Source organism: Corynebacterium stationis (assembly GCF_001941345.1).
Lineage (GTDB): Bacteria > Actinomycetota > Actinomycetes > Mycobacteriales > Mycobacteriaceae > Corynebacterium > Corynebacterium stationis.
Window position 1 is genome coordinate 2,313,267 of record NZ_CP009251.1, and the last position, 25,127, is coordinate 2,338,393.

Annotated in this window: 18 protein-coding genes, 5 tRNA genes, 3 rRNA genes and 2 pseudogenes; 9 read left to right on the top strand and 19 right to left on the bottom strand. The window is 53.2% G+C overall.

Translation table 11 applies throughout. The features are described from left to right. Positions 1–71: 71 nt before the first annotated feature. Entirely contained in the window at positions 72–1,196 is a 1,125-nt protein-coding gene (locus CSTAT_RS10765) for an HNH endonuclease signature motif containing protein (protein ID WP_075723486.1), read from the top strand. Between the two features lie 102 nt (positions 1,197–1,298). Here the strand turns inward: CSTAT_RS10765 and CSTAT_RS10770 are convergent. Continuing rightward, a pseudogene (locus CSTAT_RS10770) lies at positions 1,299–1,487 on the bottom strand (SAM-dependent methyltransferase); the annotation flags it as partial. On the opposite strand from CSTAT_RS10770, the pseudogene CSTAT_RS10775 reads away from it, so the two are divergent. From CSTAT_RS10775 to CSTAT_RS10780, 3 genes and pseudogenes are all read left to right on the top strand, one after another. After that, positions 1,477–2,533, top strand: a pseudogene (locus CSTAT_RS10775) (MmgE/PrpD family protein); the annotation flags it as partial. The pseudogenes CSTAT_RS10770 and CSTAT_RS10775 overlap by 11 nt on opposite strands. Positions 2,534–2,629: 96 nt before the next feature. Then, positions 2,630–2,932, top strand: coding sequence for a phosphosulfolactate synthase (locus CSTAT_RS13945; protein ID WP_336469901.1), 303 nt, complete (start codon positions 2,630–2,632; stop codon positions 2,930–2,932). Then, positions 2,833–3,384, top strand: a complete 552-nt coding sequence (locus tag CSTAT_RS10780) for a phosphosulfolactate synthase (protein WP_336469889.1) — start codon at positions 2,833–2,835, stop codon at positions 3,382–3,384. Before CSTAT_RS13945 ends, CSTAT_RS10780 begins: the two co-directional genes overlap by 100 nt. Before the next feature lie 177 nt (positions 3,385–3,561). On the opposite strand, the gene CSTAT_RS10785 is transcribed toward CSTAT_RS10780, so the two are convergent. From CSTAT_RS10785 to pgm, 4 genes are all read right to left on the bottom strand, one after another. Further along, positions 3,562–3,637, bottom strand: a tRNA-Ala gene (locus CSTAT_RS10785). A 108-nt stretch (positions 3,638–3,745) separates the two neighbouring features. Further along, complete coding sequence (locus tag CSTAT_RS10790) at positions 3,746–4,474, bottom strand: thioredoxin domain-containing protein (protein WP_075723487.1); 729 nt, start codon at positions 4,472–4,474, stop codon at positions 3,746–3,748. 104 nt (positions 4,475–4,578) lie between these two features. Further along, positions 4,579–5,067, bottom strand: coding sequence for a MauE/DoxX family redox-associated membrane protein (locus CSTAT_RS10795; RefSeq protein WP_075723488.1), 489 nt, complete (start codon positions 5,065–5,067; stop codon positions 4,579–4,581). After that, entirely contained in the window at positions 5,051–6,679 is a 1,629-nt protein-coding gene (gene pgm, locus CSTAT_RS10800; RefSeq protein ID WP_075723489.1) for a phosphoglucomutase (alpha-D-glucose-1,6-bisphosphate-dependent), read from the bottom strand. Before pgm ends, CSTAT_RS10795 begins: the two co-directional genes overlap by 17 nt. A gap of 95 nt (positions 6,680–6,774) precedes the next feature. On the opposite strand from pgm, the gene CSTAT_RS10805 reads away from it, so the two are divergent. Next, complete coding sequence (locus CSTAT_RS10805) at positions 6,775–7,158, top strand: CrcB family protein (protein WP_075723490.1); 384 nt, start codon at positions 6,775–6,777, stop codon at positions 7,156–7,158. Beyond that, entirely contained in the window at positions 7,151–7,534 is a 384-nt protein-coding gene (locus CSTAT_RS10810; protein WP_075723491.1) for a FluC/FEX family fluoride channel, read from the top strand. Before CSTAT_RS10805 ends, CSTAT_RS10810 begins: the two co-directional genes overlap by 8 nt. Here CSTAT_RS10810 and CSTAT_RS10815 read toward each other — a convergent pair. The 7 genes from CSTAT_RS10815 to ramA form a co-directional block, all read right to left on the bottom strand. Further along, positions 7,531–10,092: an ABC transporter permease gene (locus CSTAT_RS10815; protein ID WP_075723492.1), complete on the bottom strand. Its 2,562-nt coding sequence runs from the start codon at positions 10,090–10,092 to the stop codon at positions 7,531–7,533. The two genes, CSTAT_RS10810 and CSTAT_RS10815, sit on opposite strands and share 4 nt — an antisense overlap. Further along, entirely contained in the window at positions 10,092–10,874 is a 783-nt protein-coding gene (locus tag CSTAT_RS10820) for an ABC transporter ATP-binding protein (RefSeq protein ID WP_075723493.1), read from the bottom strand. Before CSTAT_RS10820 ends, CSTAT_RS10815 begins: the two co-directional genes overlap by 1 nt. A 281-nt stretch (positions 10,875–11,155) precedes the next feature. After that, positions 11,156–11,274, bottom strand: a 5S ribosomal RNA gene (gene rrf / locus CSTAT_RS10825). Positions 11,275–11,432: 158 nt separating this feature from the next. Then, a 23S ribosomal RNA gene (locus CSTAT_RS10830) occupies positions 11,433–14,508 on the bottom strand. Positions 14,509–15,044: 536 nt separating this feature from the next. Further along, positions 15,045–16,567: ribosomal RNA gene (locus tag CSTAT_RS10835) — 16S ribosomal RNA — on the bottom strand. The 16S, 23S and 5S rRNA genes sit together here, the layout of an rRNA operon. A 624-nt stretch (positions 16,568–17,191) precedes the next feature. After that, the gene (murA, locus tag CSTAT_RS10840; protein ID WP_066796116.1) at positions 17,192–18,460 is read right to left on the bottom strand and encodes a UDP-N-acetylglucosamine 1-carboxyvinyltransferase; all 1,269 of its coding nucleotides are present in this window, start codon (positions 18,458–18,460) and stop codon (positions 17,192–17,194) included. Positions 18,461–18,471: 11 nt separating this feature from the next. Beyond that, on the bottom strand, positions 18,472–19,311 hold the full coding sequence (gene ramA / locus CSTAT_RS10845; RefSeq protein ID WP_075723494.1) for an acetate metabolism transcriptional regulator RamA: 840 nt from the start codon (positions 19,309–19,311) through the stop codon (positions 18,472–18,474). Positions 19,312–19,607: 296 nt separating this feature from the next. Between ramA and cysK the strand changes: the two genes are divergently transcribed. After that, positions 19,608–20,543, top strand: coding sequence for a cysteine synthase A (gene cysK, locus CSTAT_RS10850; RefSeq protein ID WP_066796129.1), 936 nt, complete (start codon positions 19,608–19,610; stop codon positions 20,541–20,543). Between the two features lie 121 nt (positions 20,544–20,664). Continuing rightward, complete coding sequence (epsC, locus tag CSTAT_RS10855; protein WP_066796132.1) at positions 20,665–21,237, top strand: serine O-acetyltransferase EpsC; 573 nt, start codon at positions 20,665–20,667, stop codon at positions 21,235–21,237. A gap of 94 nt (positions 21,238–21,331) precedes the next feature. Here epsC and CSTAT_RS10860 read toward each other — a convergent pair whose 3' ends face one another. From CSTAT_RS10860 to CSTAT_RS10890, 7 genes are all read right to left on the bottom strand, one after another. Then, positions 21,332–21,655 carry a GNAT family N-acetyltransferase gene (locus tag CSTAT_RS10860; RefSeq protein WP_066839586.1) on the bottom strand — a complete coding sequence of 108 codons (324 nt, stop codon included), beginning with the start codon at positions 21,653–21,655 and terminating at the stop codon, positions 21,332–21,334. Between the two features lie 24 nt (positions 21,656–21,679). Beyond that, positions 21,680–21,964, bottom strand: a complete 285-nt coding sequence (locus CSTAT_RS10865) for a GNAT family N-acetyltransferase (protein ID WP_066796146.1) — start codon at positions 21,962–21,964, stop codon at positions 21,680–21,682. 66 nt (positions 21,965–22,030) lie between these two features. Next, a tRNA-Phe gene (locus CSTAT_RS10870) sits at positions 22,031–22,103 on the bottom strand. A gap of 25 nt (positions 22,104–22,128) precedes the next feature. Continuing rightward, positions 22,129–22,202, bottom strand: a tRNA-Asp gene (locus tag CSTAT_RS10875). Positions 22,203–22,313: 111 nt separating this feature from the next. Next, a complete protein-coding gene (locus CSTAT_RS10880; protein WP_075723495.1) occupies positions 22,314–24,308 on the bottom strand; it encodes a vWA domain-containing protein in 1,995 nt (664 codons plus the stop codon). Positions 24,309–24,516: 208 nt separating this feature from the next. Further along, a tRNA-Asp gene (locus tag CSTAT_RS10885) sits at positions 24,517–24,590 on the bottom strand. A 23-nt stretch (positions 24,591–24,613) separates the two neighbouring features. Beyond that, positions 24,614–24,686: transfer RNA gene (locus CSTAT_RS10890), tRNA-Glu, on the bottom strand. A gap of 88 nt (positions 24,687–24,774) precedes the next feature. On the opposite strand from CSTAT_RS10890, the gene CSTAT_RS10895 reads away from it, so the two are divergent. Continuing rightward, on the top strand, positions 24,775–25,107 hold the full coding sequence (locus CSTAT_RS10895) for a metal-sensitive transcriptional regulator (protein ID WP_075723496.1): 333 nt from the start codon (positions 24,775–24,777) through the stop codon (positions 25,105–25,107). Positions 25,108–25,127 lie beyond the last annotated feature (20 nt).

Genomic DNA, 25,127 nt, shown 5'->3' on the forward strand with positions numbered 1-25,127 from the left:
CAACGTAGTTATCCACAGGTTTTTGACATTGCCCTAGCGCGGGCTTGTGTTTGCGTTTTAGTGTCGAAGGCATGGATAAATACGAAGAATTTATGGCTCTTACCAGCCAAGCAATAGGCATCTTAAAAGACATGTCTAAACGCTCGCCCTATGACATGGCAAGCGATGGCATGGCTCGCAAGACTGCAAAGAATTTCACCACGCTTGCCGATGTCCTTTTCGGCCCCACCGACTCACCTCGCCTACAACGCGAATCGGTAGCTCTCGCCGAAGAGCGAGGGTTAAGCCTTGAGTATTTAGAAATGGTGGAAAAGCACGCCAAGAAGCTGAAGAAGCGCGGTGCCGCGTGGCGCTTGCGTGCAGAACTTATCGCGTTTGAAGGCACCTTCGAAGAAGCCGAAGCCTACGCCAAGAAACGCGTGACTGAAGAAGGCGGCGACACCAAGAAGAAACCGGGTGTACGTCTTGGCCGCGTTGTAGACGGCCTGCGCACCATAAGTATTACCGATACCCAGCGCCGCATTACTGACTTAGAAAAGACGCTTGACGCCGCTATCAAAGACGATGACCAACCTCGCTCAGCGACGTTGCTCGAACCTTTCTGGGATTTAGTCGAAGGCACCGGCACTGGGCTTATCAAGCCGGAATACCGCACCGTGATTGCTATTGGTCTTGATGATTTCGCGAAAGTTTCCTGCGGCAAAGGCGAGGACGTCATTGTTGCTTTATCCGACGGCACGACCATGACGGGCGCTGAATTCATCAACGCTGCAATGGAAGGCGCACTCGGCGACAAACTCTACGTCGGGCTCTTCCACCCCACCGCCGGGCCTGTGAATCTCTACGAAGCCCGTTTCGCATCAGAGAAGCTGCGCACTCTCGCCATGGCAGAGAATCTCGTGTGCCCGTGGCCAGACTGCAATGTGCCGGCCGATAGATGCCAAGTCCACCACATCGACGCACACAAACACGGTGGGCATACCAAGCCATCGAATCTGACGATGCTGTGCAAGTATCACAACGGTGTCAATGACGATGACGGCCCGCGCAAGAAACGGAAGCAACCGAGTCCGGGTAAACCCAAGCGCGGCAGGATGCGCCGCCACCGCGGCAAAGTCCGCCTGCAGACCCCAGGCGGAAAGCTTGTGGGCAACACGCATGACCTGAGCTCAATGGGGGCGATGAACCTCATCTAAAACCAGGGCGATCCCCACAGCTAGCAAAAGCTAACTAGCCAACCGGGCTGGTTAGCCAATTCGGCGATCCCTTTTAAAAAAGCCGAGCGCATTTACCTGGGGCTATTTCCTGGTCGCGACGATAGCTACCGCATTCAGATGGTCACGGTAGGTGTTGAACGTCCGGCGCATCTGCAAAACGCGTTTGTGCGCGGCTGGGTTAAGCAGCAGGTTCTTCACAAAGCGCAGCGCTCCTACAAGCCCCTCGCCGGCGATGATGCGACGTGGCTGCAAAAGTGCCTTCGGCGCGGTACTCGCGGCGGCCGAAAGCTTCGGGGCTTCCGGCAAGCAGCTTCTCAGTGCGTTTGCCGTGGCCTACCAAGTGCACACTCGGCTTTCCGATGTCGCACCCGTTCGCGCCAAAGGTTTCGACCACACCACCCAGGGTGCGTTCGCCGCGGGTGCATCGGCAGCCAAGGCTCTTGGATTTCCAGCCGAGCAGATTGCCAACGCCTTAGCCATCGCCGGCACCGCGAATGTCGCGCTACGCGTGACCCGCACCGGCAACCTGAGCCACTGGAAAGGCCTTGCCTACGCATGTTTCCAAGGAAGGAACGTGGGCAGCGTTACTCGCCAGCCGCGGCATCACCGGCCCCGAGGAAGTCTTCGAAGGCAACAAGGGTTTCAAGGACTCTGTGTCCGGGCCTTTAGAAATCGACTGGTCGAAAGAAGACCTCGAAAGCGTTAAGCGCACCATCATTAAAAAGCACAACGCGGCGATTCACTCGCAGTCAGCTCTCGATGCAGCCTTAGAAATCCGCGCGCAGGAAGGCTTCAAGGCAGAAGATATCGACAAGATTCTCCTGACTACTTTTAATGTCGCCTACTCCATTATCGGCGGTGGTGAAGAAGGCGATAAGCAGCTCATTCGTACCAAGGAGGAAGCTGATCACTCACTGCCGTGGATGCTTGCGGTCGTGCTTCTCGATGGCCAGCTCAATCCTGAGCAGTACGAGCCCTCGCGCATCGCTGCCGATGACGTGCAAGCCCTGATGAAGAAGGTCGAAATTACTCCCTTGGATGAATTCTCCGACCGCTTCCCGGATCACATGCCCGCTGACCTCGAGGTCACGCTAAACGATGGCTCCGTGTTCACCGCCTCCCAAGATAGCTACCTCGGTTTCCACGACAATCCCCTGGATTGGGAGAACGCTCGCAAGAAGTTCGATGCCCTCGTGACTCCATTTACGGGCGAGGAGCTGCGCGAGGAAATCGCGACCATCATCCACGAACTCGATACCCGCCAAGTTTCGGACCTAACAGCAGCCTTGGCCAAAGTCTCACCCACCCGCAGCTAGAGAAAGGAACTCATCATGAGCAATGCAGTACCTCACAATGTATCTTTTAACTTCGTTCCCCGGGCATACCGTCCGGAAAAGCCACGCACCTTCGGCATGACCGAGATTCGTGCACCGTACTACTCCACCTTCGGCACGTGTCACCTTCAAGATGTCTTCGATGTCGCTGGCCAGTGGGTCGATGGCATCAAATGGGCTGGCGGTTCTTTCGCGCTTGTGCCCACTGAACAAGTCCGAGCTTTAGCGATATCGCGCATGAGAACAGCACTTATGTTTCTTCCGGCGGCTGGATTGAAACCGTGCTGCGCTACGGCGACGACGCGGTGGACCACTACCTCAAAGAAGCCAAGGAAGTCGGCTTCGATGTTATTGAGATTTCCACCGGATTTATCATGCTGAATACCTCTGGCCTGCAGCGCCTAGTCGAAAAAGTCGTGAAGGCAGGTCTTAAGGCGAAGCCTGAGCTGGGCCTACAGATTGGCTCTGGTGGTGACTCCGGTGAAGCCGAGCTCGCCGCCGAAGGTAAAAAGGACATCGGCGATTTGGTCGACCGCGGCAAGAAGGCCCTCGATGCCGGCGCTTCCATCATCATGATTGAATCCGAAGGTATTACCGAAAATGTTACCGAGTGGGATACTGGCGCTGCCGCTTCTATCATCAACGGACTTGGGCTAGAAAACGTCATGTTTGAAGCCGCCGATGGCCCGGTCTTTGAGTGGTACGTCAAAAACTACGGCAACGAGTGCAACCTTTTCGTTGACCACAGCCAAAACTTGCAGCTCGAAGGGCTGCGCCAAAACATCTGGGGCAATAAGAACACCTGGGGACGAGTAATTAACCCCGCACCTTAAAAAGCTAAGCCCTTTGCCTCAGATAACCCCGAAAGTGAGCTCATCTCACTTTCACGCTAACCCTTCTTTGCTGACGATGAGCAAGTTCCGTTGCCAGAGAGGGAAACGCGTTTTGCCCCAATTTTTTGCCGTCCCCCGGCACGAGAAAACCCGTTGACCTGTGCCAACGGGTTTATTTGGTGGAGCTAACGGGATTCGAACCCGTGACCCCCACACTGCCAGTGTGGTGCGCTACCAGCTGCGCCATAGCCCCGAGCGCTTAAATTTAAGCACTACGTACCTGATTAGGCACTTGTTACAAGATACACCGCCAGCGAAGAGTTATCCAAATCGCTGGCGGCGTTCAGCGGTGTTCACATGCTTAGGCGTTGTCTACTGCGTAGGCAACCCAGTTGTTGAGCTCGCCCTCAGGGATATCTTTGCCGTCGATGATTACGCGTGGCGAAGAAACCGAACCGGTCTGCTCTTCCAGCAGGTTGTAGTTCGCGGTAGCGATTTCCTGGCCGGTAGAAATCTCAGAGTTCTTAATCTCATCTACTACCTCGGAAGAAGCGCCTGCATCGGCTGCAGCATTTGCTACGTCTTCAGCGGACCAGTTGTTGTAAACCTTCTGCTGGTCAGCCATCAAGGTCTTGTGTACGTTCCACCAAGCCTTAGCCTCGCCTGCTTCAGCCAATGGGGTCACAGCTGCAACCGTCATGGTGGAGTGGCCTTCATTGGTGGTTGGGTCCTGGCCATCTAGGAAGTTGAGCTGGCGGATGTTGACGATCAAGTCGCCAGCCTCAACAGCATTTTTCATGTCTTCACCGGTATCTACCGACAGGTCGGAGCAGTGAGGGCAGGAGAAGTCTTCGTAGAGATCTACTTCCGGGGTATCTGCGGTTGCGTTATCAGAAGCCAGAACTACGGCATTATCTTCAAAGGAAACGTTAAAGGCTACGTCTTCAATCTCGGCGCCGCGGCTACGCTGCCCGTTGACCACGATGTAGATGATAACGACTGCGACAATAACAAGCAGAGCTACAATGCCCCACAGGAAACCGGCGCCGCTCTTCTTATTCGGATCTGTTACCTTGACAGGTTTTGCCATAAGTCTTCTCCAACTTTCTGGAACTAATTTTGGAAATTATTTTCGCACCTAAATGCTACTTTAAAGCCCCTTGAGGAGCCTTATTAAATGATGCAACTCACGGTTTAAGGGTAAATTGCGAGCTTCTTAAACGGACGGAAGATAGTCCAGCCGGATAGGAAGATATAGAAGAAGTCACGCAGGATCGTCATTGCGTAATTCATTGGGCCATCGGCAGCCGAAGGGTCTGCTTCAAAGCAACCGCAATCAATATTGAGACCGCGCAACCAGGCTTGTGCAATGCCGATGACAAACAGCGAAAGAACAATGATTGCGATCTTGTTTGCTGGTTTCAAAAACAGCCCGAGCAACAGCAAGACGCCACCCATGATCTCTAAAGGACCGATGAGCAGCGCTAAAAAATTGGACCATTCGCCGGTGAAAATATCGTAATTGCGGATGGACATCGCAACCGTGGCGTGTTGGTTCAGTTTGGATAAACCAGCTGTAATCCAGATATAAGCCATATAAAAGCGCGCGAAAGCACTCACGCAGTCCAGCAGGAACGCCTTGTTAAGATATTTCACCCCTGACACCTTAGTCGGTTGACGCATCCGCTAAAACCCGCGCCACGAGACTTTGAGCTTCTTCCTGCACTTTTATCAGGTGATTTTCATCAACAAAGGATTCTGCGTAAATCTTGTACTTATCCTCAGTGCCCGATGGCCGCGCCGCAAACCACGCATTGTCGGTGGTGACCTTCAACCCGCCAATGGCCGCGCTGTTGCCTTCTGCTTGAGTCAGCTTCGCGGTAATGGGCTCACCGGCAAGTTCCGTGGCCGAAATCTGTTCCGGCGACAGTGCTTTCAAGATGGCCTTTTGCTGACGGTTAGCTGGTGCATCCGTGCGTGCATAAACGGGCGCGCCGAATTCATCGGCAAGCTCGGCGTAGCGTTGCGATGGGCTCTTTCCCGTCACCGCGATGATTTCTGCCGCCAAAAGGTTCAAGATGATGCCGTCTTTATCGGCGGTCCACACAGAGCCATCGAAACGCAAGAAAGACGCCCCGGCAGATTCCTCACCGCCGAAGCCAATGCTGCCATCACTCAGACCATCCACAAACCATTTGAATCCAACGGGAACTTCCACCAGGTCCTTGCCCAAAGCTTCAACCACGCGGTCAATCATCGAGGAGGACACCAAGGTCTTGCCCACACCAGCATTGCCCCACTTGTCACGGTGGCTAAAGAGATAGTCAATCGCAACCGCCAAATAGTGATTAGGGTTCATCAAGCCGGCATCAGGGGTAACAATGCCGTGCCGGTCGGCATCAGCATCATTGCCGGTCGCTAAATCAAAGCTTGTCCGATTATCAATCAACGAGGCCATCGCGTGCTGGGAAGAACAATCCATGCGAATCTTGCCGTCGGTATCTAGGGTCATAAAACGAAAAGTCGCATCAACTTCCGGGTTCACCACCGTCAGGTTGAGGCCATAGTGCTTTGCGATGGCACCCCAGTAGTCCACGCTCGCCCCACCCATCGGATCCGCGCCAATGGAAATCTCGGACTTAGCAATTGCCTCCATGTCAATCACCGAGCCAAGGTCTGCCACGTAGTTATTCAGATAATCCCACGCGACGCAGCGGCTATCGAGCACACCGTCTACTGAGATGCGCTTGACCCCTGCCAGGTCTTGGCGCAAATAGTCATTCGCGCGCGCAGCAATCCAGTCGGTAGCATCCGCATCTGCTGGTCCGCCTGAAGGCGGGTTGTATTTGAATCCGCCATCACGCGGTGGGTTGTGCGACGGGGTAATGACAATGCCGTCGGTTCCTGGATTGGTCAAAATCGCATGGGAGACAGCTGGAGTTGGCGTATAGCGGCCATTATTATCCACGCGTACTTCCAAGTCATTGGCCAACAGCACTTCAAGGGCGGAGACCATCGCAGGTTCTGAGAGCGCGTGCGTATCCCGACCAATAAAAATAGCACCCTTGGTGCCCTGCGCAGCGCGGTAATCCACGATAGCTTGGGTAATCGCCAAAATATGGTCTTCATTAAACGCACAGTCCAAGGAACTGCCACGGTGGCCCGAAGTTCCAAAAGATACCGCCTGATCAGGGTCATCGACCTGCGGTTTGCGCGTGTAATACGCGCTCACCAGACTTGCGATATCAATGAGATCACTTGGTTTTGCTAATTGCCCTGCACGCTCATGCGCCATGGTTGCTCCTTAGTAGAAGTTCGTCTCCTACTAGTATTCCCTGTCCGGTCCGTCTTTGCAGTGCATCGGCATCAACCGGGTTTAGAATTGCGAGCATGAAAGAAGCACTCATCGTCGGCGCTGGGGCTGTTTTCGGTGCCTTTGCGCGCTGGGGTCTTAGCGTGGGGCTTGGTTCTCTCACGGCAGCAGCAGCGTGGCCGCATGCCGAGATTTGGCCCTTGCTGTTGATTAACTTCGTGGGCTCTGCCCTGTTGGGCTATTTGCAGCCGGGGATTTTTTGGGGCAAAGGTGTGCTGGGTGGATTCACCAGCTTTTCTACTTTCGCCACTGCTACGGTTGCGATGACAGCCTGGGGTGCACTCGGCCACGTCGCGCTTACGGTTGCAGGGTGCATCGCAAGCCATTTGCTGGGCGACGGCATCCGCACCCACCGCATTCGCCGCGCCGCGGACGGCTTCGAGGGAGAGCACAATGCTTGATACCGTTGTGCTCCTCGTAGCATTTGGCACAGCAGCTTTTATCGGCGGAACACTGCGTGGTCTCCTTGCCCAGTGGTTTCCACTTTATGTTGGGACCTTCGTGGCAAATATTTTGGCCGCTTTCGCTGCTGGCATGGCCATCGGCTTTTCGATGGCTCTCGACGATACCGGCGCTGCCAATTTCTTACAGCCGGTTATCGCCATGGGTTTCGCCGGAGCTTTATCGACGTGGTCAACACTGGCCTCCGAGCTTGCCTCCCTGATTAAAACCAAGCAGTGGCGCAAGCTCTCAATGTATCTGGGGCTTACCCTCGCACTCGGGCTCATCTTTGCCCACCGCGGAATCGTGTGGGCGCTGCGCATCTATAATGCTTAATCCGCGATGGCTTCGAGCGGCGGTGTTTTAGCCGCGCGTACTGATGGCCAAATAGCGGCCACCACGCCAACCACGGCGGATGCAACCAGCATGATGGCCAGCTGTGCCCATGGAACAACGGCGTTTTCTAGGCCTGTATCGGCAAGCACTTCGATAAATGCCCAGCCCAGGCCAAGACCGATCAGCATGCCCATGACCGCGCCGAAGACCGCAATTTGTACGGCTTCTAATGTAATCATGGTGCGGACCTGGCGGCGTTGGGTACCCACTGCGCGCAGCATACCGATTTCCTGGCGGCGTTCAATCACGCCCAAGGTCAAAGTATTGACGATACCGAGGATGGCGATGATAACGGCTAGTGCCAGCAAGGCGTAGAGAATCGAGAGCATCTGGTTGACCAAGTCAGCAGCCTGACCCGCGTATTCCTCACCAGTCATGACCTGGATGATGATGAGTTCCTTCATGGATTCTTCTAAGTTGGTGCGCAGCTGCATCAGGTCATAGCCTTCCTCAGCGTTGACGCCAACGAAAAGTAGTTGTGCAACACCAGAAGGAATAAGCTCTTCAAAGGCCGACTTCGAGACGGCAAATCCTTCAACAATGGGGTTCGGCTCGTAGATTCCGATGAGTTCGACTTCACCGGTTTCCACCGGATTCATCGGCGACGACAGCTCATAGGATTCGCCGACTTGCCAGCCATTAGTCTCAGCCACTGTGCGATTGGCGATGAATCCCGGATTGGCTTCCAAATCCATAGAGCCCTCCACTACATCAAAGGTCACCATTGATTCGGGGTTGCCTTCAATGAAGTTTGTCATCTGGAATTGGGGGCCGTAATCGAGCGCGGCTTTGGCATCGATAAGCACTGGCGTCATGCCGACCGCAACGGTGCTTTCCACGCCCTCTGTCTCGCGCGCCAATTCAGGCGTGTTCCCCGGGGCCGGGAAAGAACCATCCGTTGGTCCACTCAAGATGTAATCCGCTGACACATTATCTTCCATGAGATCTGCAATGGAAGAATTCATGGTCGCGCCAAGCATGCCAATCGCGGTCACCAGGGCAAGGCCCAAGGTGAGCGCAAAAGCCGTGGCCGATGTACGGCGTGGGTTACGCTGCGAGTTCGTGGCGGCCAATGCTCCAACTGCACCAAAAGGTGCACCGATGAGCTTGCCAAAGAGTGGAACAATTGGAAGGCTCAGCGCTGGGCCAGCCATGAAAAAGCCCACGATAACACCTAATGCTCCCACCCCAACCAGCGATGCACGGTTGCCCGTGGTGCCATCTGTCCACAAGGCTCCCCAGATTGCGAAGGCAATGCCTGCGCCCAAGATGACAAGGCCAATGATGGTGCGGACCTTCAACGAACTACCTGCGGCGGATTCTGTGGTGCGCATGGCTTCGACTGGCTCTACTGCGCCTGCACGCCGAGCTGGCGCCCATGCCGAAATAACCGTCACGATGGTGCCGAGGATGATTGGCACCACCACGGCGTTGACCGTGAGCCCCAGCCCGCCGCCCATCGGGAGATCCTGGGTGCTTAAGCCCAGCTTGATGAGCGCAACCAGGCCCATGCCGGCGACAACGCCGACAGCTGAGCCAATAATGCCGACGATGACTGATTCGGTAACCACCGAACGTGCAATTTGCCCGCGGGAGGCACCCAAGGCCCGCAACAAAGCGAATTCTTTGGTGCGCTGGGCAACGATCATCGAGAAGGTATTAGCAATGATGAAAGTACCCACCAACAGTGCAATCAGGCCGAAGGCGATGAGGAAGTAGTTAATAAACTGCATGCCTTCCGAAATCGCCTTGGTGATTTCTTCGGCAAGCTTCTCACCGGATTCAGCAGAGACCTCGTATTCGTTGTTGAGGTGTTCAACCAGCGCATCTGGAGACACGTTCTCAGCTGCAGAGACCGTCAGCGAACTTACGGATCCTGTAGACGTGAAACGTTCCAGGTAGCCGTCTTCAGCCATGAGCAGGCTAATCGATGACCCCATGCTCACCGGTGGTTCATAGATACCGGAGACTTCTACATTGACGTGCTCGCTCGGGGTGACTGCGATAAGTTCATCGCCAATAGCGATGCCATACTCATCAACCGCATCTTGGTTGATAACTACTTCATCAGGACCTTCAGGTGCATTGCCCTCTGCCATTGTGTAGGGCTCACCGACGTGGTCATCTTCAGGATAAAACGGGCCCAAAGAGGAGGCCCCGCCACCGGTTTGAAAAGCTTCGGAGTCTGCATCAGCAACAACTACTGTTTGGCTGCCGCCGACGTTGACAGCACCAACCTCTGGGTCCTCGGCAATTGCTTCACGGGTTTCAGCAGAGATGCCTTGGCCTTCGTTGGCAGGACTAACTGCTGCGTCCACTCCGTCGAACGATGATGAGATAGCAGAGTCGAAAGTATCCGACAAGGTCTTGGTGAACATGAAGGAACCAGCGATAAACGAGGTTCCTAAGACTACGGCCAAGACAGTTAGGGCGAGTCTGAGTTTATGTGCCAGAATATTGCGCAAAGATACCTTGCGCATGGTTTTACCGCTAGACATTAGCTCTCAATCTCCGCCATTACCTTGTGGATTTCTTCCATCGTGGGATCCTGCAATTCATTAACTAACTTGCCATCCGATAGAAAGACCACCCGGTCCGCATAGGCAGCTGCCTTGGCATCGTGAGTAACAATAACCACGGTCTGATTATCTTTATCCACCGCAGTACGCAGAATGTCTAGAACCTCGCGCGATGAGTTCGAATCCAAGTTACCGGTCGGTTCATCACCAAAGATGATTTCTGGACGTGACACGAGCGCGCGTGCACAGGCAACGCGCTGCTGCTGACCACCAGACAGCTCGGCGGGGCGGTGCTTGAGTCGATTCTTGATGCCTAGCCGAGTGGTGACTTCATCAAACCACGCACGGTCTACTTTCTTGCCGGCGATATCAGTTGGCAAGGTGATGTTTTCTTCTGCTGTCAGCGTCGGCACCAAGTTAAAGGATTGGAAAATAAAACCCAGGCGATCACGACGGATAGCAGTGGTTTCTTTGTCATTAAGACGCGATAAATCCGTATCTCCAATGAAAGCCCCACCTGAAGATACTCGGTCCAATCCGGCCATCGTGTGCATCAACGTGGATTTACCAGAGCCCGATGGCCCCATAATCGCGGTGAACTGGTTACGTGCGAATTCAATATTGATGTGGTCTAGTGCAACTACCGCGGTTTCCCCTTCACCGTATTGCTTGTGAAGATCAACAGCGCGGGCAGCAGCAACCACCGTGCCGGTGGGCTTCCCAGTCTCTGCTTCAGGGTAATCAGTGGGCTGGTTACTCATATATAAATTGCTTCTTTTAACTTCTAAGCGCCCACGTCTAGGGCCTCTGCCGAGCGTCTTTCGACATTTACCCTTGTAAATCTACCGGACGGTACCTGGTGGCGATATCAGGGAGTACCCCTATTTCTCCAGCGATGTCGGCACTGACAGAAAGGCCGTGGGAATTGCTCCCAAAAAAGGCACCTAGAATTCGAGGAAGATTGTAAAACGTCGAAAAGACCCGTGAAAAGAGGTTGTCTCTTCACGGGTCTTTTTTCGTATGTAGTTGTGTTTTGTTTAATTGTCGGCGGTAACTTACTCTCCCACACCCTCCCGGGTGCAGTACCATCAGCGCGGGCAGGCTTAGCTTCCGGGTTCGGAATGGGTAACCGGGCGTTTCCCTGCCGCTATCGCCACCGACAAATCATCGGAACAAACATGTTCTGATGCCTGGGGTGTTGTGTCAGATACTGCATAGTGGACGCGTACACACGGGCCTAGACCTGTGTGCTTGTTTTTTGTCTGTGCGACAAGAGTCTATTTTTCTCGTTACGTGTTACAAACCAACAAATGTGTTGGTTGTGTTTGTTTGTTGGTGTATTAGTACCAGTAGCCTTAACATCTTACAATGCGTACAGGTCTGGCCTATCAACCCTATAGTCTGTAGGGAACCTCAACAGAAACCTCATCTTAAAACAGGCTTCCCGCTTAGATGCTTTCAGCGGTTATCCCTTCCGTACGTAGCCAACCAGCCCTGCTCCTGGCGGAACAACTGGCACACCAGAGGTACGTCCGTCCCGGTCCTCTCGTACTAGGGACAGCCTTCTTCAAGTTTCAACGCGCGCGGCGGATAGAGACCGAACTGTCTCACGACGTTCTGAACCCAGCTCGCGTGCCGCTTTAATGGGCGAACAGCCCAACCCTTGGGACCTACTCCAGCCCCAGGATGCGACGAGCCGACATCGAGGTGCCAAACCATCCCGTCGATATGGACTCTTGGGGAAGATCAGCCTGTTATCCCCGGGGTACCTTTTATCCGTTGAGCGACACCACTTCCACAAGTAGGTGCCGGATCACTAGTCCCGACTTTCGTCCCTGCTCGACTTGTAAGTCTCACAGTCAAGCTCCCTTGTGCACTTACACTCACCACCTGATTGCCAACCAGGCTGAGGGAACCTTTGGGCGCCTCCGTTACATTTTAGGAGGCAACCGCCCCAGTTAAACTACCCACCAGGCACTGTCCCCAACCCAGATCATGGGCCAAGGTTCAGGTATCCAATCCGATCAGAGTGGTATTTCAACAACGACTCCACCACAACTAGCGTTGCAGCTTCACAGTCTCCCACCTATCCTACACAAACCGAACCGAACACCAATACCAAGCTATAGTGAAGGTCCCGGGGTCTTTTCGTCCTGCCGCGCGTAACGAGCATCTTTACTCGTAGTGCAATTTCACCGGGCCTGTGGTTGAGACAGCAGAGAAGTCGTTACGCCATTCGTGCAGGTCGGAACTTACCCGACAAGGAATTTCGCTACCTTAGGATGGTTATAGTTACCACCGCCGTTTACTGGGGCTTAAATTCTCAGCTTCGAAACCACAAGGTTTCTAACCGGTCCTCTTAACCTTCCAGCACCGGGCAGGCGTCAGTCCATATACCTCAACTTAACGTCTTCGCATGGACCTGTGTTTTTGATAAACAGTCGCTTCCCTCTATTCTCTGCGACCACCCCACGCTCCACCAGTAAATAGTATCACGTAGCATGGTCCCCCTTCTTCCGAAGTTACGGGGGCATTTTGCCGAATTCCTTAACCACAGTTATCCCGAACGCCTTAGTATTTTCAACCTGACTACCTGTGTCGGTTTGGGGTACGGGCCATATACACACATCGCTAGAGGCTTTTCTCGACAGTACAGGATCACCAACTTCACCAAAAAGGCTCCGCATCACGCCTTAGCCCTAAATAAGTGACGGATTTACCTATCACTTGGCCTACACGCTTACACCAACAATCCACTAAGTGGCATGGCTACCTCACTGTGTCACCCCATCGCTTGGACCACATATCAGGCCCCACGCACGCACACAAAACCAGTAACCCGAAGGCAACCAGAACATGCTTGTGGGTGGTTAGTATCAATGCTTTACCACGGGCGCGCATATACGGGTACCAGAATATCAACTGGTTGTCCATCGACTACGCCTGTCGGCCTCGCCTTAGGTCCCGACTCACCCTGGGAAGACGAACTTGACCCAGGAACCCTTAGTCATCCGGCGGGACAGATTCTCACTGTCCAATTCGTTACTCATGCCTGCATTCTCACTCGCACACAGTCCACAACTCCTTACAGTATTGCTTCAACCCATGCACGACGCTCCCCTACCCAAATATCAAAAATATTTGCCGCGGCTTCGGCGGTGTGCTTGAGCCCCACTACATTGTCGGCGCAAAACCACTCGACCAGTGAGCTATTACGCACTCTTTCAAGGATGGCTGCTTCTAAGCCAACCTCCTGGCTGTCTTCGCGATCTTACATCCTTTTCCACTTAGCACACCCTTAGGGGCCTTAACCGGCGATCTGGGCTGTTTCCCTCTCGACTATGAAGCTTATCCCCCACAGTCTCACTGCCGTAGAACACAACTGGCGGCATTCGGAGTTTGGCTGATGTTGCTAAGATGATAGTCCCGCTCAACCAACCAGTAGCTCTACCTCCACCAGGCTACTACGACGCTGCACCTAAATGCATTTCGGGGAGAACCAGCTATCACGGAGTTTGATTGGCCTTTCACCCCTACCCACAACTCATCCCCGCAGTTTTCAACCTACGTGGGTTCGCGCCTCCACGACGTCTTACCATCGCTTCACACTGGCCATGGGTAGATCACCCCGCTTCGGGTCCAGAACATGCCACTTGCCACCCTAGTTAGGATTCGGTTTCCCTACGGCTACCCCACACGGGTTAACCTCGCGACATGCCGCTGACTCGCAGGCTCATTCTTCAAAAGGCACGCCATCACCCACACAAGGGGCTCTGACGGATTGTAGACACATGGTTTCAGGAACTATTTCACTCCCCTCCCGGGGTACTTTTCACCATTCCCTCACGGTACTCATACACTATCGGTCACACTGAGTATTTAGGCTTACCGGGTGGTCCCGGCAGATTCACAGCAGATTCCACGAGCCCGCTGCTACTCGGGCACCACAACACACACCACACATCGTCTTCACCTACAGGGCTCTCACCTTCTACGGCCGGGCATTCCAACCCACTTCACCTAACAACACATAGCGCGCTCTGCTCTGGTAGAAACAGAAAATCATGGCCCCACAACACCGCATGCACAACCCCTACCAAGTATCACATACACACGGTTTAGCCTCATCCACGTTCGCTCGCCGCTACTAGCAGAATCATTATTATTTTCTCCTCCTGCAGGTACTAAGATGTTTCACTTCCCCACGTATAACCCCCACACTGACTATGAATTCATCAGCAGGTACCTACCCATAACGGCAGGCGGGTTTCCCCATTCGGACATCCTCGGATCAACGCTTAATTGACAACTCCCCGAGGCTTAACGCAGCCTTACACGTCCTTCATCGGCCCAGTATGCCAAGGCATCCACCATGCGCCCTTAAATAACGAACACACACCCCACAACCACCCAGCCAAAAGACCAAGCAACTGCAAGGGTGAACAACCGTAACTAAAAAAATAACTAAACACACAAACAACCAAGCATTAACACCCGATGTTCATGCGCGTTCTCACAGAAAAAATAAGAAAAAATTACACACACCACACAAACCAATGACCAAAGCCAAAACATTCATGCGGTGGATGCTCGCGTCCACTATACAGTTCTCACACAACACCCCACACCACCCTGGGCAAACCACTGCTAAACAGCAACAGTTTGCCTTGACCTGGCGTGAGCATCAGGACCAATCCACAAAAATGGATTGTTGTCCCAGACACCCAACAGTGCACCAACGATTTACCTAGAAAAATTATGTCCCTGTATAAGTGTTTTAAAGAATTCCTGTTACCAACCCTTATATGGTTGGCGGTGTGTTTCCACTCCGATTCAAACCGGTGGCATGACCACATCCGGGCCATCAACCACCAACCCAACAACACGATGGTTACTACCACGTGGTGGGTTATATAAATAATGCTCCTTAGAAAGGAGGTGATCCAGCCGCACCTTCCGGTACGGCTACCTTGTTACGACTTCGTCCCAATCGCCGATCCCACCTTCGACAGCTCCCTAACAAGTTTAGGCCACTGGCTTCGGGTGTTACCAACTTTCATGACGTGACGGGCGGTGTGTACAAGGCCCGGGAACGTATTCACCGCAGCGTTGCTGATCTGCGATTACTAGCGACTCCGACTTCATGGGGTCGAGTTGCAGACCCCAATCCGAACTAAGGCCGACTTTCAGGGATTCGCTCCACCTTACGATGTCGCTGCCCACTGTATCGACCATTGTAGCATGTGTGAAGCCCTGGACATAAGGGGCATGATGATTTGACGTCATCCCCACCTTCCTCCGAGTTAACCCCGGCAGTCTCTCATGAGTTCCCACCATAACGTGCTGGCAACATAAGACAAGGGTTGCGCTCGTTGCGGGACTTAACCCAACATCTCACGACACGAGCTGACGACAACCATGCACCACCTGTATACAGACCACAAGGGAAAGACTATCTCTAGCCCGATCCTGTATATGTCAAGCCCAGGTAAGGTTCTTCGCGTTGCATCGAATTAATCCACATGCTCCGCCGCTTGTGCGGGCCCCCGTCAATTCCTTTGAGTTTTAGCCTTGCGGCCGTACTCCCCAGGCGGGGCGCTTAATGCGTTAGCTACGGCACAGAAGACGTGGAAGCCCCCTACACCTAGCGCCCACCGTTTACGGCATGGACTACCAGGGTATCTAATCCTGTTCGCTACCCATGCTTTCGCTCCTCAGCGTCAGTAACTGCCCAGAGACCTGCCTTCGCCATCGGTGTTCCTCCTGATATCTGCGCATTTCACCGCTACACCAGGAATTCCAGTCTCCCCTACAGCACTCAAGTTATGCCCGTATCGCCTGCACGCCCGAAGTTAAGCCCCGGGATTTCACAGACGACGCGACAAACCACCTACGAGCTCTTTACGCCCAGTAATTCCGGACAACGCTTGCACCCTACGTATTACCGCGGCTGCTGGCACGTAGTTAGCCGGTGCTTCTTATCTACCTACCGTCACCCGAAGGCTTCGTCGATAGCGAAAGGAGTTTACAACCCGAAGGCCTTCATCCCCCACGCGGCGTCGCTGCATCAGGCTTGCGCCCATTGTGCAATATTCCCCACTGCTGCCTCCCGTAGGAGTCTGGGCCGTATCTCAGTCCCAATGTGTCCGTACACCCTCTCAGGCCGGATACCCGTCGCCGCCTTGGTAGGCCATTACCCCACCAACAAGCTGATAGGCCGCAGGCTCATCCCACACCGCAAAAGCTTTCCACCACACCATCCAAGATGCGGTCCTATATGGTATTAGACCCAGTTTCCCAGGCTTATCCCACAGTGCAGGGCAGATCACCCACGTGTTACTCACCCGTTCGCCACTCGAGTACCTTGTGCAAGCACAAGGCCTTTCCGTTCGACTTGCATGTGTTAAGCACGCCGCCAGCGTTCATCCTGAGCCAGGATCAAACTCTCCACAAAAAAATAAGGCGTGAAAAGCCCAAAACCTAACAAAATAAGACAAACAACACACAAAGCATCTCTACTCCATGTGAAGCTGACCAAAAATTACTACATAAAGAAATCAACAAACCCAACCAAAAATGATTGAGCAAGGTAAAAGTGTTTTATCTCCGTATTAAATACAGACAACAATTACATCGATTCAATATGTACCGTTAAAAAAGTTTAACTATTTTCAATGACACTTAATAACGACAAGTGACATCCGGTACACACCAACAACCAAACACTAATCAAAGTATCTAGTCCAACATAATCCTCATCCACACAACACAGACAAAAATATAAAATCTAGTACATTGGTACACTATTGAGTTCTCAGACAACAACCACACCACACACTGCAAACCACATCCAAGACGCGTCACAGAAAAAGTGAATGGAAAGTCGAAAAATAATTTTGATTCTCGCCAGCGGCTGTTTTCCTACCGCCATTCTCACCAGAGCCTAATGTTCTGTGCGGGGCGTTGTCGGTCTCGCTGACTCACATAAAGTTACACGGCACCTAGAACGTTGACAAATCCCCAGGCAAACACGCATAAATGCGATTTACTCTGAGGACTGTTTTGAATCAACATGAACCTATTGGTTGGTTTCTTCCTGGCCGCGCTCAATTGTGGCGCCTAAAGCCTGAAGGTTTTCTACAAAGTGCGGATATCCGCGGTCGATGTGGAAGACATCGTGCACTGTGGTTTGTTCATCTGCACAGAAGGCGGACAATACTAAACCTGCCCCTGCTCGAATGTCAGAAGACCAGACGTCTGTAGAGGAAAGCTTTTCTTGTCCACGGATAACAACGTGGTGCCCATCTACTTGCGCGTCGGCTCCGAGGCGCAGCATTTCATCAACGAAGCGGAATCGAGACTCAAAGACATTCTCAGTAATGACGGCTGTTCCATCCGCGATGGCGGAAAGACCAATCGCCATGGGTTGCAAGTCAGTTGGGAAACCCGGGAAAGGCAGCGTTTGGTAATCAACAGACTTTGGACGTTCATTCATGCGTACTCGGAAACCATTTTCGTAGGTCTCAATGTCTGCACCTGCGGAACGCAACTTAGATAGTGGTAGGTGCAAGTGGCGTGGAGCAATACCGCTAACGGTGATATCTCCTTGAGTCATCACGGCAGCATAAGCCCATGTACCGGCAACAATGCGGTCACCAATAACTTCATGGTTAGTTGGGCTTAGCTTGTCCACACCGTTAATGGTGATGGTTGACGTTCCTGCACCTGAGATATCTGCGCCCATTTCTAGGAGCATGCTGCAGAGGTCAACAATTTCTGGCTCGCGGGCAGCATTGTCTAGCACGGTGGTGCCTTTGGCCAGCACCGCAGCGGTCAAGATATTCTCGGTCGCGCCCACTGAAGGAAAATCCAACTTAATATTGGCGCCAACAAGCTCGGCGGCCTCAGTTACAACTGCGCCGTGTTCTATATGAGTAGTTGCGCCCAGCTTTTCCAGGCCAGACTGGTGCATATCTAAAGGACGCGAACCAATGGCGTCCCCACCAGGAAGTGCTACGCGGGCTTTGCCACAGCGTGCAGTCAACGGGCCAAGGACACAAACAGATGCGCGGAATTGACGTACTGCATCAAAGTCCGCATCGCTGCTTGGTACGGCTGGGGTATCAATGGTGACGGTTGTACCGTCGATAACAACAGAACAGCCCAGGCCCTCGAGTACCTTTTGCATCAAAGGGACATCGAGGATCTCTGGGCAATTAGTCAGCGTTGTAGATCCTTCAGCGAGCAATGCAGCAGCCATCAGTTTTAGAACTGAGTTCTTGGCGCCGTCAACTTTCACAGCGCCTTGCAGGCGCGCTCCACCGGAAACTTTAAATAGATCTTTCACGCCTAACTATCTTACGGCAAAGCACCAATCCGGCGCGCAGCGTTCACAGCCTCGTAGCGAGTGTGTGCCCCGAGCTTGCGCATTACCGAACGAAGATAGGATTTCACGGTTTCAGCACCGATGCCCATCTCTTCTGCAGCTTCCACATTGGTATGTCCCAAAGCCACACAGCTGAGAACATCCAATTCACGGGCAGACAGTTTAGTCGACTGCTTTACTCGCACTGGAGAGACCATCTGATCGCACAGTGCTTCTAGTTCCTTGCGCAAAGATTCGTCTTCAACACGGTTAGCAAGCATGCGCAGCTTTGAGTGAGTGGAACGAACCTGCTCCCATTCAGCACCGTTCATAACATGCCCGCGGCCAGCGCCAGCCTTGTTCCCGTCAGTGCGACGAAGAGCAGAGTTAACCGCTAAGTCTTGCTCCAGACTGCGTGCAGTCATAGTGACTTCTTCAATGACCTTGTCACCTAAGCGCACTGGAGAGTGAACACCAACATAAATAACGCCGCGAATTTCTCGCTGGACGATGACTGGCACGGCAACAATAGAGTGCAGACCTTCATCCTGGATAAAACGGTCGTTTTCATGAGAGATCGTGTTCGCACGAATGTAATCAGAAACGCCGACAGCACGTCGCGTCGAAACCACACGCCCACCGACACCAGAACCTGGTTCAATGATTAGATTCTGCAGCGCCGGAGTGCGCAAGCCAACCCACTGCGTAATCTGCAGGCGATTATCCGGCAACAGAGTTCCGTACATCGTGACCGGAATGCCAGTAGCAGTCTTCAGAGAAGACAGCGCGGTGCGGACGGCTTCATCGTCGTCTTTGATCCGATGCGAGTCCATTAACCCAAACTCCTTAAAGCCCGTAAAACGGGGGTATTCCAACACGGTTTTCCACAGTTTAACCGTTATTCGGGGGTAATCCTAACCCAAATCATTACGGAAACTCCAATCTGGCTCACAATGTCCTCCATGATTCTAGGGACACCCAATCAGGTGCACCCGCTTCCTGCGACAACGAGTCAAACTCGGCAAAGCCCTCAACCTGTCGGTCTAGAATATATATACCGCCCGGTCTAGTGTTGTGGTGTACACTAACGATAAACCAACAAAGTTGTCTATTAAGAGGAGGCCATTTCATGGCTAAGATTCACGATTCAATTCTTGACACCATCGGTGGAACCCCACTGGTTCGACTCAACAGCCTGACCAAGGACCTCGGTGCAGAGGTGCTGGTCAAGGTGGAATCTTTCAACCCAGCAAACTCCGTCAAAGACCGCATCGGTAAGGCAATCATCGACGCTGCTGAAGCATCCGGTGAACTCAAGCCTGGTGGCACCGTCGTGGAGGCAACTTCCGGCAACACCGGTATTGCACTGGCACTTGTCGGCGCAGCTCGTGGCTACAAGGTCATCTTGACCATGCCAGAGACCATGTCCGCTGAGCGTCGCGTTCTGCTTCGCGCATACGGTGCAGAAATCGTTCTGACCCCAGGTGCAGCTGGCATGCAGGGTGCAGTCGACAAGGCGAATGAAATCTTGGCACAGCAGGAAAACGCAGTTCTGGCTCGTCAGTTCTCCAACGAGGCAAACGCCAAGATCCACTACGAGACCACCGGTGTAGAGATCTGGGAAGACTCCGGCCAAAAGGTTGACGCATTCGTAGCTGGTGTAGGCACCGGCGGTACCGTCACCGGTGCTGGTCGCTACTTGAAAGAAAAGAATGCGGATCTTCACCTGGTTGCTGTTGAGCCTGCAGACTCCCCAATCTTGACCGAGGGCAAGGCTGGTCCACACAAGATTCAGGGCTTGGGCGCAAACTTCATCCCAGAGGTTTTGGATCGTGAATTGCTTGATGAAGTTATCACCGCAACCAACGAAGAGTCCATTGCTTTGGCGCGTAAGCTTGCTACCGATGAAGGCCTTTTGGTTGGTATCTCCTCCGGCGCTAACGTTTCTGCAGCACTTAAGCTCGCGGCTCGTGATGAGTACAAGGGCAAGACCATCGTCGTAGTTGCTCCAGACTTCGGTGAGCGTTACGTCTCCACCGTTCTGTTCGAAGACATCCGCGACTAGTAATTCCAGGGCTGCGGTGCATCTTTAAATTCACCGCGTCATTCCCGGCTATCCAATGTTATTGGTAGCCGGGTATTTTTATGTGGTGGCGACTTAAAGGTTTAACGGTAGGATTTCGGCTATGAACCCTTTGACAATCATCTCTCGGATTCGCGAAGATCTGAAAAATGCTCGTGAGCACGATCCTGCGGCTCGCGGAGACCTAGAAAACGCCATTGTTTACTCAGGTCTACACGCAATTTGGACACACCGCGTGTGCCATTGGCTCTGGAAGCGCAACATTAAAGGGCCAGCGCGCATTTTATCGCAGCTCAATCGCTTCCTCACTGGCATTGAGATTCACCCTGGCGCCACCATTGGTCGCCGCTTCTTCATTGACCACGGGATGGGCATTGTTATCGGTGAAACCGCCGAAATTGGCGATGGCGTCATGCTGTACCACGGCGTGACCTTAGGCGGACAAGTATTAACTCAAACCAAGCGCCACCCGACTTTAAAAGACAACGTCGTGGTCGGCGCCGGCGCAAAAATCTTAGGTCCAGTCACCATTGGCGAAGGCTCTGCGGTTGGCGCCAACGCTGTAGTTACCAAGGACGTCCCTGATCACCACACGGCTACTGGTATCCCTTCGAAGAATCGCCCTCGCAAAAAGGACCAGCAAATCAAGCTGGTCGACCCCGATTACTTTATTTAATCACTGTATATTTCAAAGACAAGGGAGCCGCGGCACGTTAGTTTTCGTGCCGCGGCTCCCTTGAAGTTTTCGTGCTTTACAGGAGTCTTAAGCTTTAGTTGTCCTGTTCAAGGTCTGAAGCCTTGATAATGATGTCTTTGTACGCGCCTGTGGTGCGCACGAGCTTTCGCACTGCTGGACAGGTAGCAATAACTTTGACGCCGTCCTCGCGCGATTGGTCTAATGCGCTGGAAATCAGCGGCTTTGATAGGCCTTGTCCGCGGAAAGCATCGTCGACAACGGTGTGGTTGAAGTCGCGCACCCCGTCAGCAACATTTACATAGTGCGCGGCGCCCGCTTCTTGCCCATCCACGGTAAGCACGTATTTGGTGTTTTCTGCATCGTGCGTAACTTGAATGTTCTTCTCTTCGCTACTCATTGCTTCCTCCTTGGCTCGCTGTGCTTAGCGACGAATGAGGTCTTCGTATTCGGGATTCTTAGAAACAAAATGCTGAACAGCAGAGCACGAAGCAACGGCTTTCAGCCCAGCTTCGCGGGTCTCATCTAAAGCTGCCTTAATCAGCGGCGAGGATAGCCCCTGGCCACGGAAATCAGGGTTGATAACAGTGTGGTTGAAATCCCGGACATCATCCGTTGGAGTGACGTAATCAGCGAATCCAGCGGTTTCTCCGTCAACGGTGATGACGAAACGCTTGCGGTCAGTATTGTGGGTTACTTCATTAGCCATGTGGCTAGTCTACACTTGCCAATACAACAAAGCTCCTAATGTTTTCACACTAGGAGCTTTTGGTTGTGGCCAGAGCCAGGATCGAACTGGCGACCCCACACTTTTCAGGCGTGTGCTCTACCGACTGAGCTATCTGGCCAAAGATTGCCGCAAGGACAATCTTGCGACCCTGACGGGACTTGAACCCGCGACCTCCGCCGTGACAGGGCGGCGCGCTAACCAACTGCGCCACAGGGCCTTATTTAATTGATGTGCCCCTCAGGCACGAATAGTTACTTTACAGAATGCCTGAGCAGCAACACAAATCAGCAGTACAAACACTAAATTAGCTGTCCAATGAGCTGCTCGCCTACTGTTTCTTCCGCAGTTTGAAAACTAGCACACCAATAATCGCAATCAATCCGAGGATTAAGACGCCAACGGTGCCCCAAATGAGGCCAGTAAACCCACTTTCAGAGTTTCCTTCCGCTGCAGCATTGGCGATGTCCGAATCATCGTCTGCATGTGCAGCCGTAGTAGTTTCTGTTGCCTCATCCGAGGCGGCATCGAAAGTCGGCGGAGTATCCGATGGCTCAGGACCAGGCTCAAAACTCGGGCGCCACGCGCTTCCTTCATCAACTGCGCCCCTGACATCGACGGCTAGCTCATAGTCTTGCTCAATGCGGTCCAGGCTTTCTTCTTGGCGCGGTACTGACATCGACACGGCGATGAAATAGTCACCGGCCATAGACTGCGGGTGACCGCCCCAGTTCGCATTGCGGTTGTTGTAGCGCAGCGGGCGGTCCGCCATCACCTGCGTAACGTTCGTCTTATCGGAAGAGGAACTGGTTGTGTTGTTATCAGCAATCACCGCACGCACTGGGTTAAGGAGCTGAGCAGTCATCCACGCGTGGTCAATGTTCTCATTCACTCGGTTGCGTAGAGCTACCTGCGGAACTTGACCCCACTCCACCGGAACCCGGTAGTACTGCACTTCACCAGCAACAATAGAATTCGCATAGGTTCCGGGCTCGACCTCAACGGCGTTGTTGAAGCTGGTTCCAGCCTCGATATCCTGGGCGTCTGAGAACTTAACTTCTGGTTCTTCCTGCGTCAGTGAGCCTATGTCGCCTTCAAGCTGGACTTGGTTTTCTGGAGGTATTTCTTCGTAGGTGACGTTGACTTCAACAGAGATTTCCTCTCCTACTAGGCTGCGCTTGCCATCACCGTAGAAGGAATGGCCAACAATCCATTCGTTCATGTCGCAATTGCCGGGCTTGTCACCTTCGATGGTAGAAACACGCGGTTCGGTGGGAGCGTAGTTGCTCAGATCAATCTTTCCGCCTCTGATGGTCATCAAATCTTCTGAACGACAATCGGAACCATCATCATGGTTGGAGACTTCTTCAACGCCTACGAAAACTGCTCCCTCGCGGCCTGCGGAAGTCTGCCCCGAGGCATCACGGTCTGGAATTCCAGTTACAGAGATATGCGCATGATGCCCTTCTGGGACAGCAACGCGGAAGTAGCGCACGTCATCTTCGGTTTCCGTTACTTCAACGCGGGTTTGGTATTGACCTTCATCGAGCCACTTGGCGTCTTCTACCGTGTCGGCATATTCGAACTCGGTGCCTTCGACTTGGTAGCCCTGCGCATCACGCTGCGCAAGGAATTCCAACTGGTTGCCAAGTTCTTCAGCGTTATCTGCTTCCACGAACGTGCCGCCCGAAACGTTCGAGACACACTTTAGCTCTTCCTGTGCTGCAGCATCAGCCTTGAAGCCAACAGTGTGGATGGCTAGGTCAAAACCATCGCCAGCAAGCTCTTCTGCAACCTCGCATACCGGTGGCGGCGCACACGTGTCTATGCCATCAGAAACCAAGATAATCGAGCGCTCCCCCGCACCGCCCAACTCATCGGCAGCTGCTTTTAAAGCATTACCCATTGGCGTATAGCCCTGTGCCTTGAGAGCATCTATTTCAGCGTTTAATTCGTCTTTATTGATGCGCTCAACTGGGGCCAGCACATCAATGTCCTGACAGCCACGCTCCCGGTTATCCGGCGCATTAGATTCTGAGGCTCCATAGGCCAGCATGCCCAACTGCGCTGTCTCCGGCATCGAGTCCACCAATTGCTGCGATGCACGCTTTGCCGCGTCTAAACGCGTGCCACCATCGACGTCTTCCTCACTCATGGAATCCGAGGCGTCCATAATCAGCGCAATCTTGGAGCCCTCAGTTGCCGCCTCCGCAGATTCTGAACTGTCCTGGGCTAACGCTGGCCACGCAGTCCATCCAATGGCCAGCGCCATGGCCATCATGAGGGCAAGCGGGCGGAAAATCGTTCTTCGTGGCACCTTGGCCATACCGGGGGTTCCTTCACATGAGATTCAGCCACCCGGGAATAGGCAACTCGAAGCGCCACAGTATTTAGATAAGGTTAACTTTAGTGAAACAAACTACAACAGCTCGGTATCGGCTAGAAGGCTGAGCCTTTACCCGATACCGAGCTTTCAGAAGAAGGGCAAAACGAAAGAAGCGCCAGCTTTCGCTGACGCTTTCCATTTCCCAATGCGACCCTGACGGGACTTGAACCCGCGACCTCCGCCGTGACAGGGCGGCGCGCTAACCAACTGCGCCACAGGGCCATTTAGCGGTGGAATTACTTCCGTACCCCCAACGGGATTCGAACCCGTGCCGCCGCCGTGAAAGGGCGGTGTCCTAGGCCGCTAGACGATGGGGGCCTGTCGCTCTTGGCGACGTACAAAAATATACTTGAAGTAGACTGTTAAAACAAAATCGTCTCCCCCTCAATAAAGAAAAGAGCAGGTCATGACCGAAAAAGATAGTACGTGCAGTTGCCATGCACCAGGTCAGCACGGCTATAACGCTGATGATGATTCGAAGAAAAAATACCTTGCGCGCCTGAAGCGTATTGAGGGACAAACGCGCGGGATTCACCGCATGATTGATGAAGACCAATATTGCATCGACATCATTACCCAAATATCGGCAGTGAAATCTGCTTTAGAAAATGTTTCGCTGGCCCTTTTAGAAGATCACATTGCGCATTGTGTCGCGGGAGCATCGAAAGCCGATGGCACCGTCGACCAGGACATGCTCGATGAAGCAATGCGCGCCATAAAGAAACTTCTCAAAAGCTGATCTCACGTTTTCTGCTACCC

Excerpts from the sequence above, each read along its gene's own strand:
- CSTAT_RS10895 (WP_075723496.1), top strand. The coding sequence starts at position 24,775 with ATGACCGAAAAAGATAGTACGTGCAGTTGCCATGCACCAGGTCAGCAC.
- CSTAT_RS10820 (WP_075723493.1), bottom strand. The coding sequence starts at position 10,874 with ATGAGTAACCAGCCCACTGATTACCCTGAAGCAGAGACTGGGAAGCCC.
- epsC (WP_066796132.1), top strand. The coding sequence starts at position 20,665 with ATGAACCCTTTGACAATCATCTCTCGGATTCGCGAAGATCTGAAAAAT.
- ramA (WP_075723494.1), bottom strand. The coding sequence starts at position 19,311 with ATGGACTCGCATCGGATCAAAGACGACGATGAAGCCGTCCGCACCGCG.
- CSTAT_RS10865 (WP_066796146.1), bottom strand. The coding sequence starts at position 21,964 with ATGGCTAATGAAGTAACCCACAATACTGACCGCAAGCGTTTCGTCATC.
- CSTAT_RS10805 (WP_075723490.1), top strand. The coding sequence starts at position 6,775 with ATGAAAGAAGCACTCATCGTCGGCGCTGGGGCTGTTTTCGGTGCCTTT.
- pgm (WP_075723489.1), bottom strand. The coding sequence starts at position 6,679 with ATGGCGCATGAGCGTGCAGGGCAATTAGCAAAACCAAGTGATCTCATT.
- CSTAT_RS13945 (WP_336469901.1), top strand. The coding sequence starts at position 2,630 with ATGACCGAGATTCGTGCACCGTACTACTCCACCTTCGGCACGTGTCAC.
- CSTAT_RS10810 (WP_075723491.1), top strand. The coding sequence starts at position 7,151 with ATGCTTGATACCGTTGTGCTCCTCGTAGCATTTGGCACAGCAGCTTTT.
- CSTAT_RS10815 (WP_075723492.1), bottom strand. The coding sequence starts at position 10,092 with ATGTCTAGCGGTAAAACCATGCGCAAGGTATCTTTGCGCAATATTCTG.
- CSTAT_RS10795 (WP_075723488.1), bottom strand. The coding sequence starts at position 5,067 with ATGCGTCAACCGACTAAGGTGTCAGGGGTGAAATATCTTAACAAGGCG.
- cysK (WP_066796129.1), top strand. The coding sequence starts at position 19,608 with ATGGCTAAGATTCACGATTCAATTCTTGACACCATCGGTGGAACCCCA.
- CSTAT_RS10880 (WP_075723495.1), bottom strand. The coding sequence starts at position 24,308 with ATGGCCAAGGTGCCACGAAGAACGATTTTCCGCCCGCTTGCCCTCATG.
- CSTAT_RS10860 (WP_066839586.1), bottom strand. The coding sequence starts at position 21,655 with ATGAGTAGCGAAGAGAAGAACATTCAAGTTACGCACGATGCAGAAAAC.
- CSTAT_RS10765 (WP_075723486.1), top strand. The coding sequence starts at position 72 with ATGGATAAATACGAAGAATTTATGGCTCTTACCAGCCAAGCAATAGGC.
- CSTAT_RS10790 (WP_075723487.1), bottom strand. The coding sequence starts at position 4,474 with ATGGCAAAACCTGTCAAGGTAACAGATCCGAATAAGAAGAGCGGCGCC.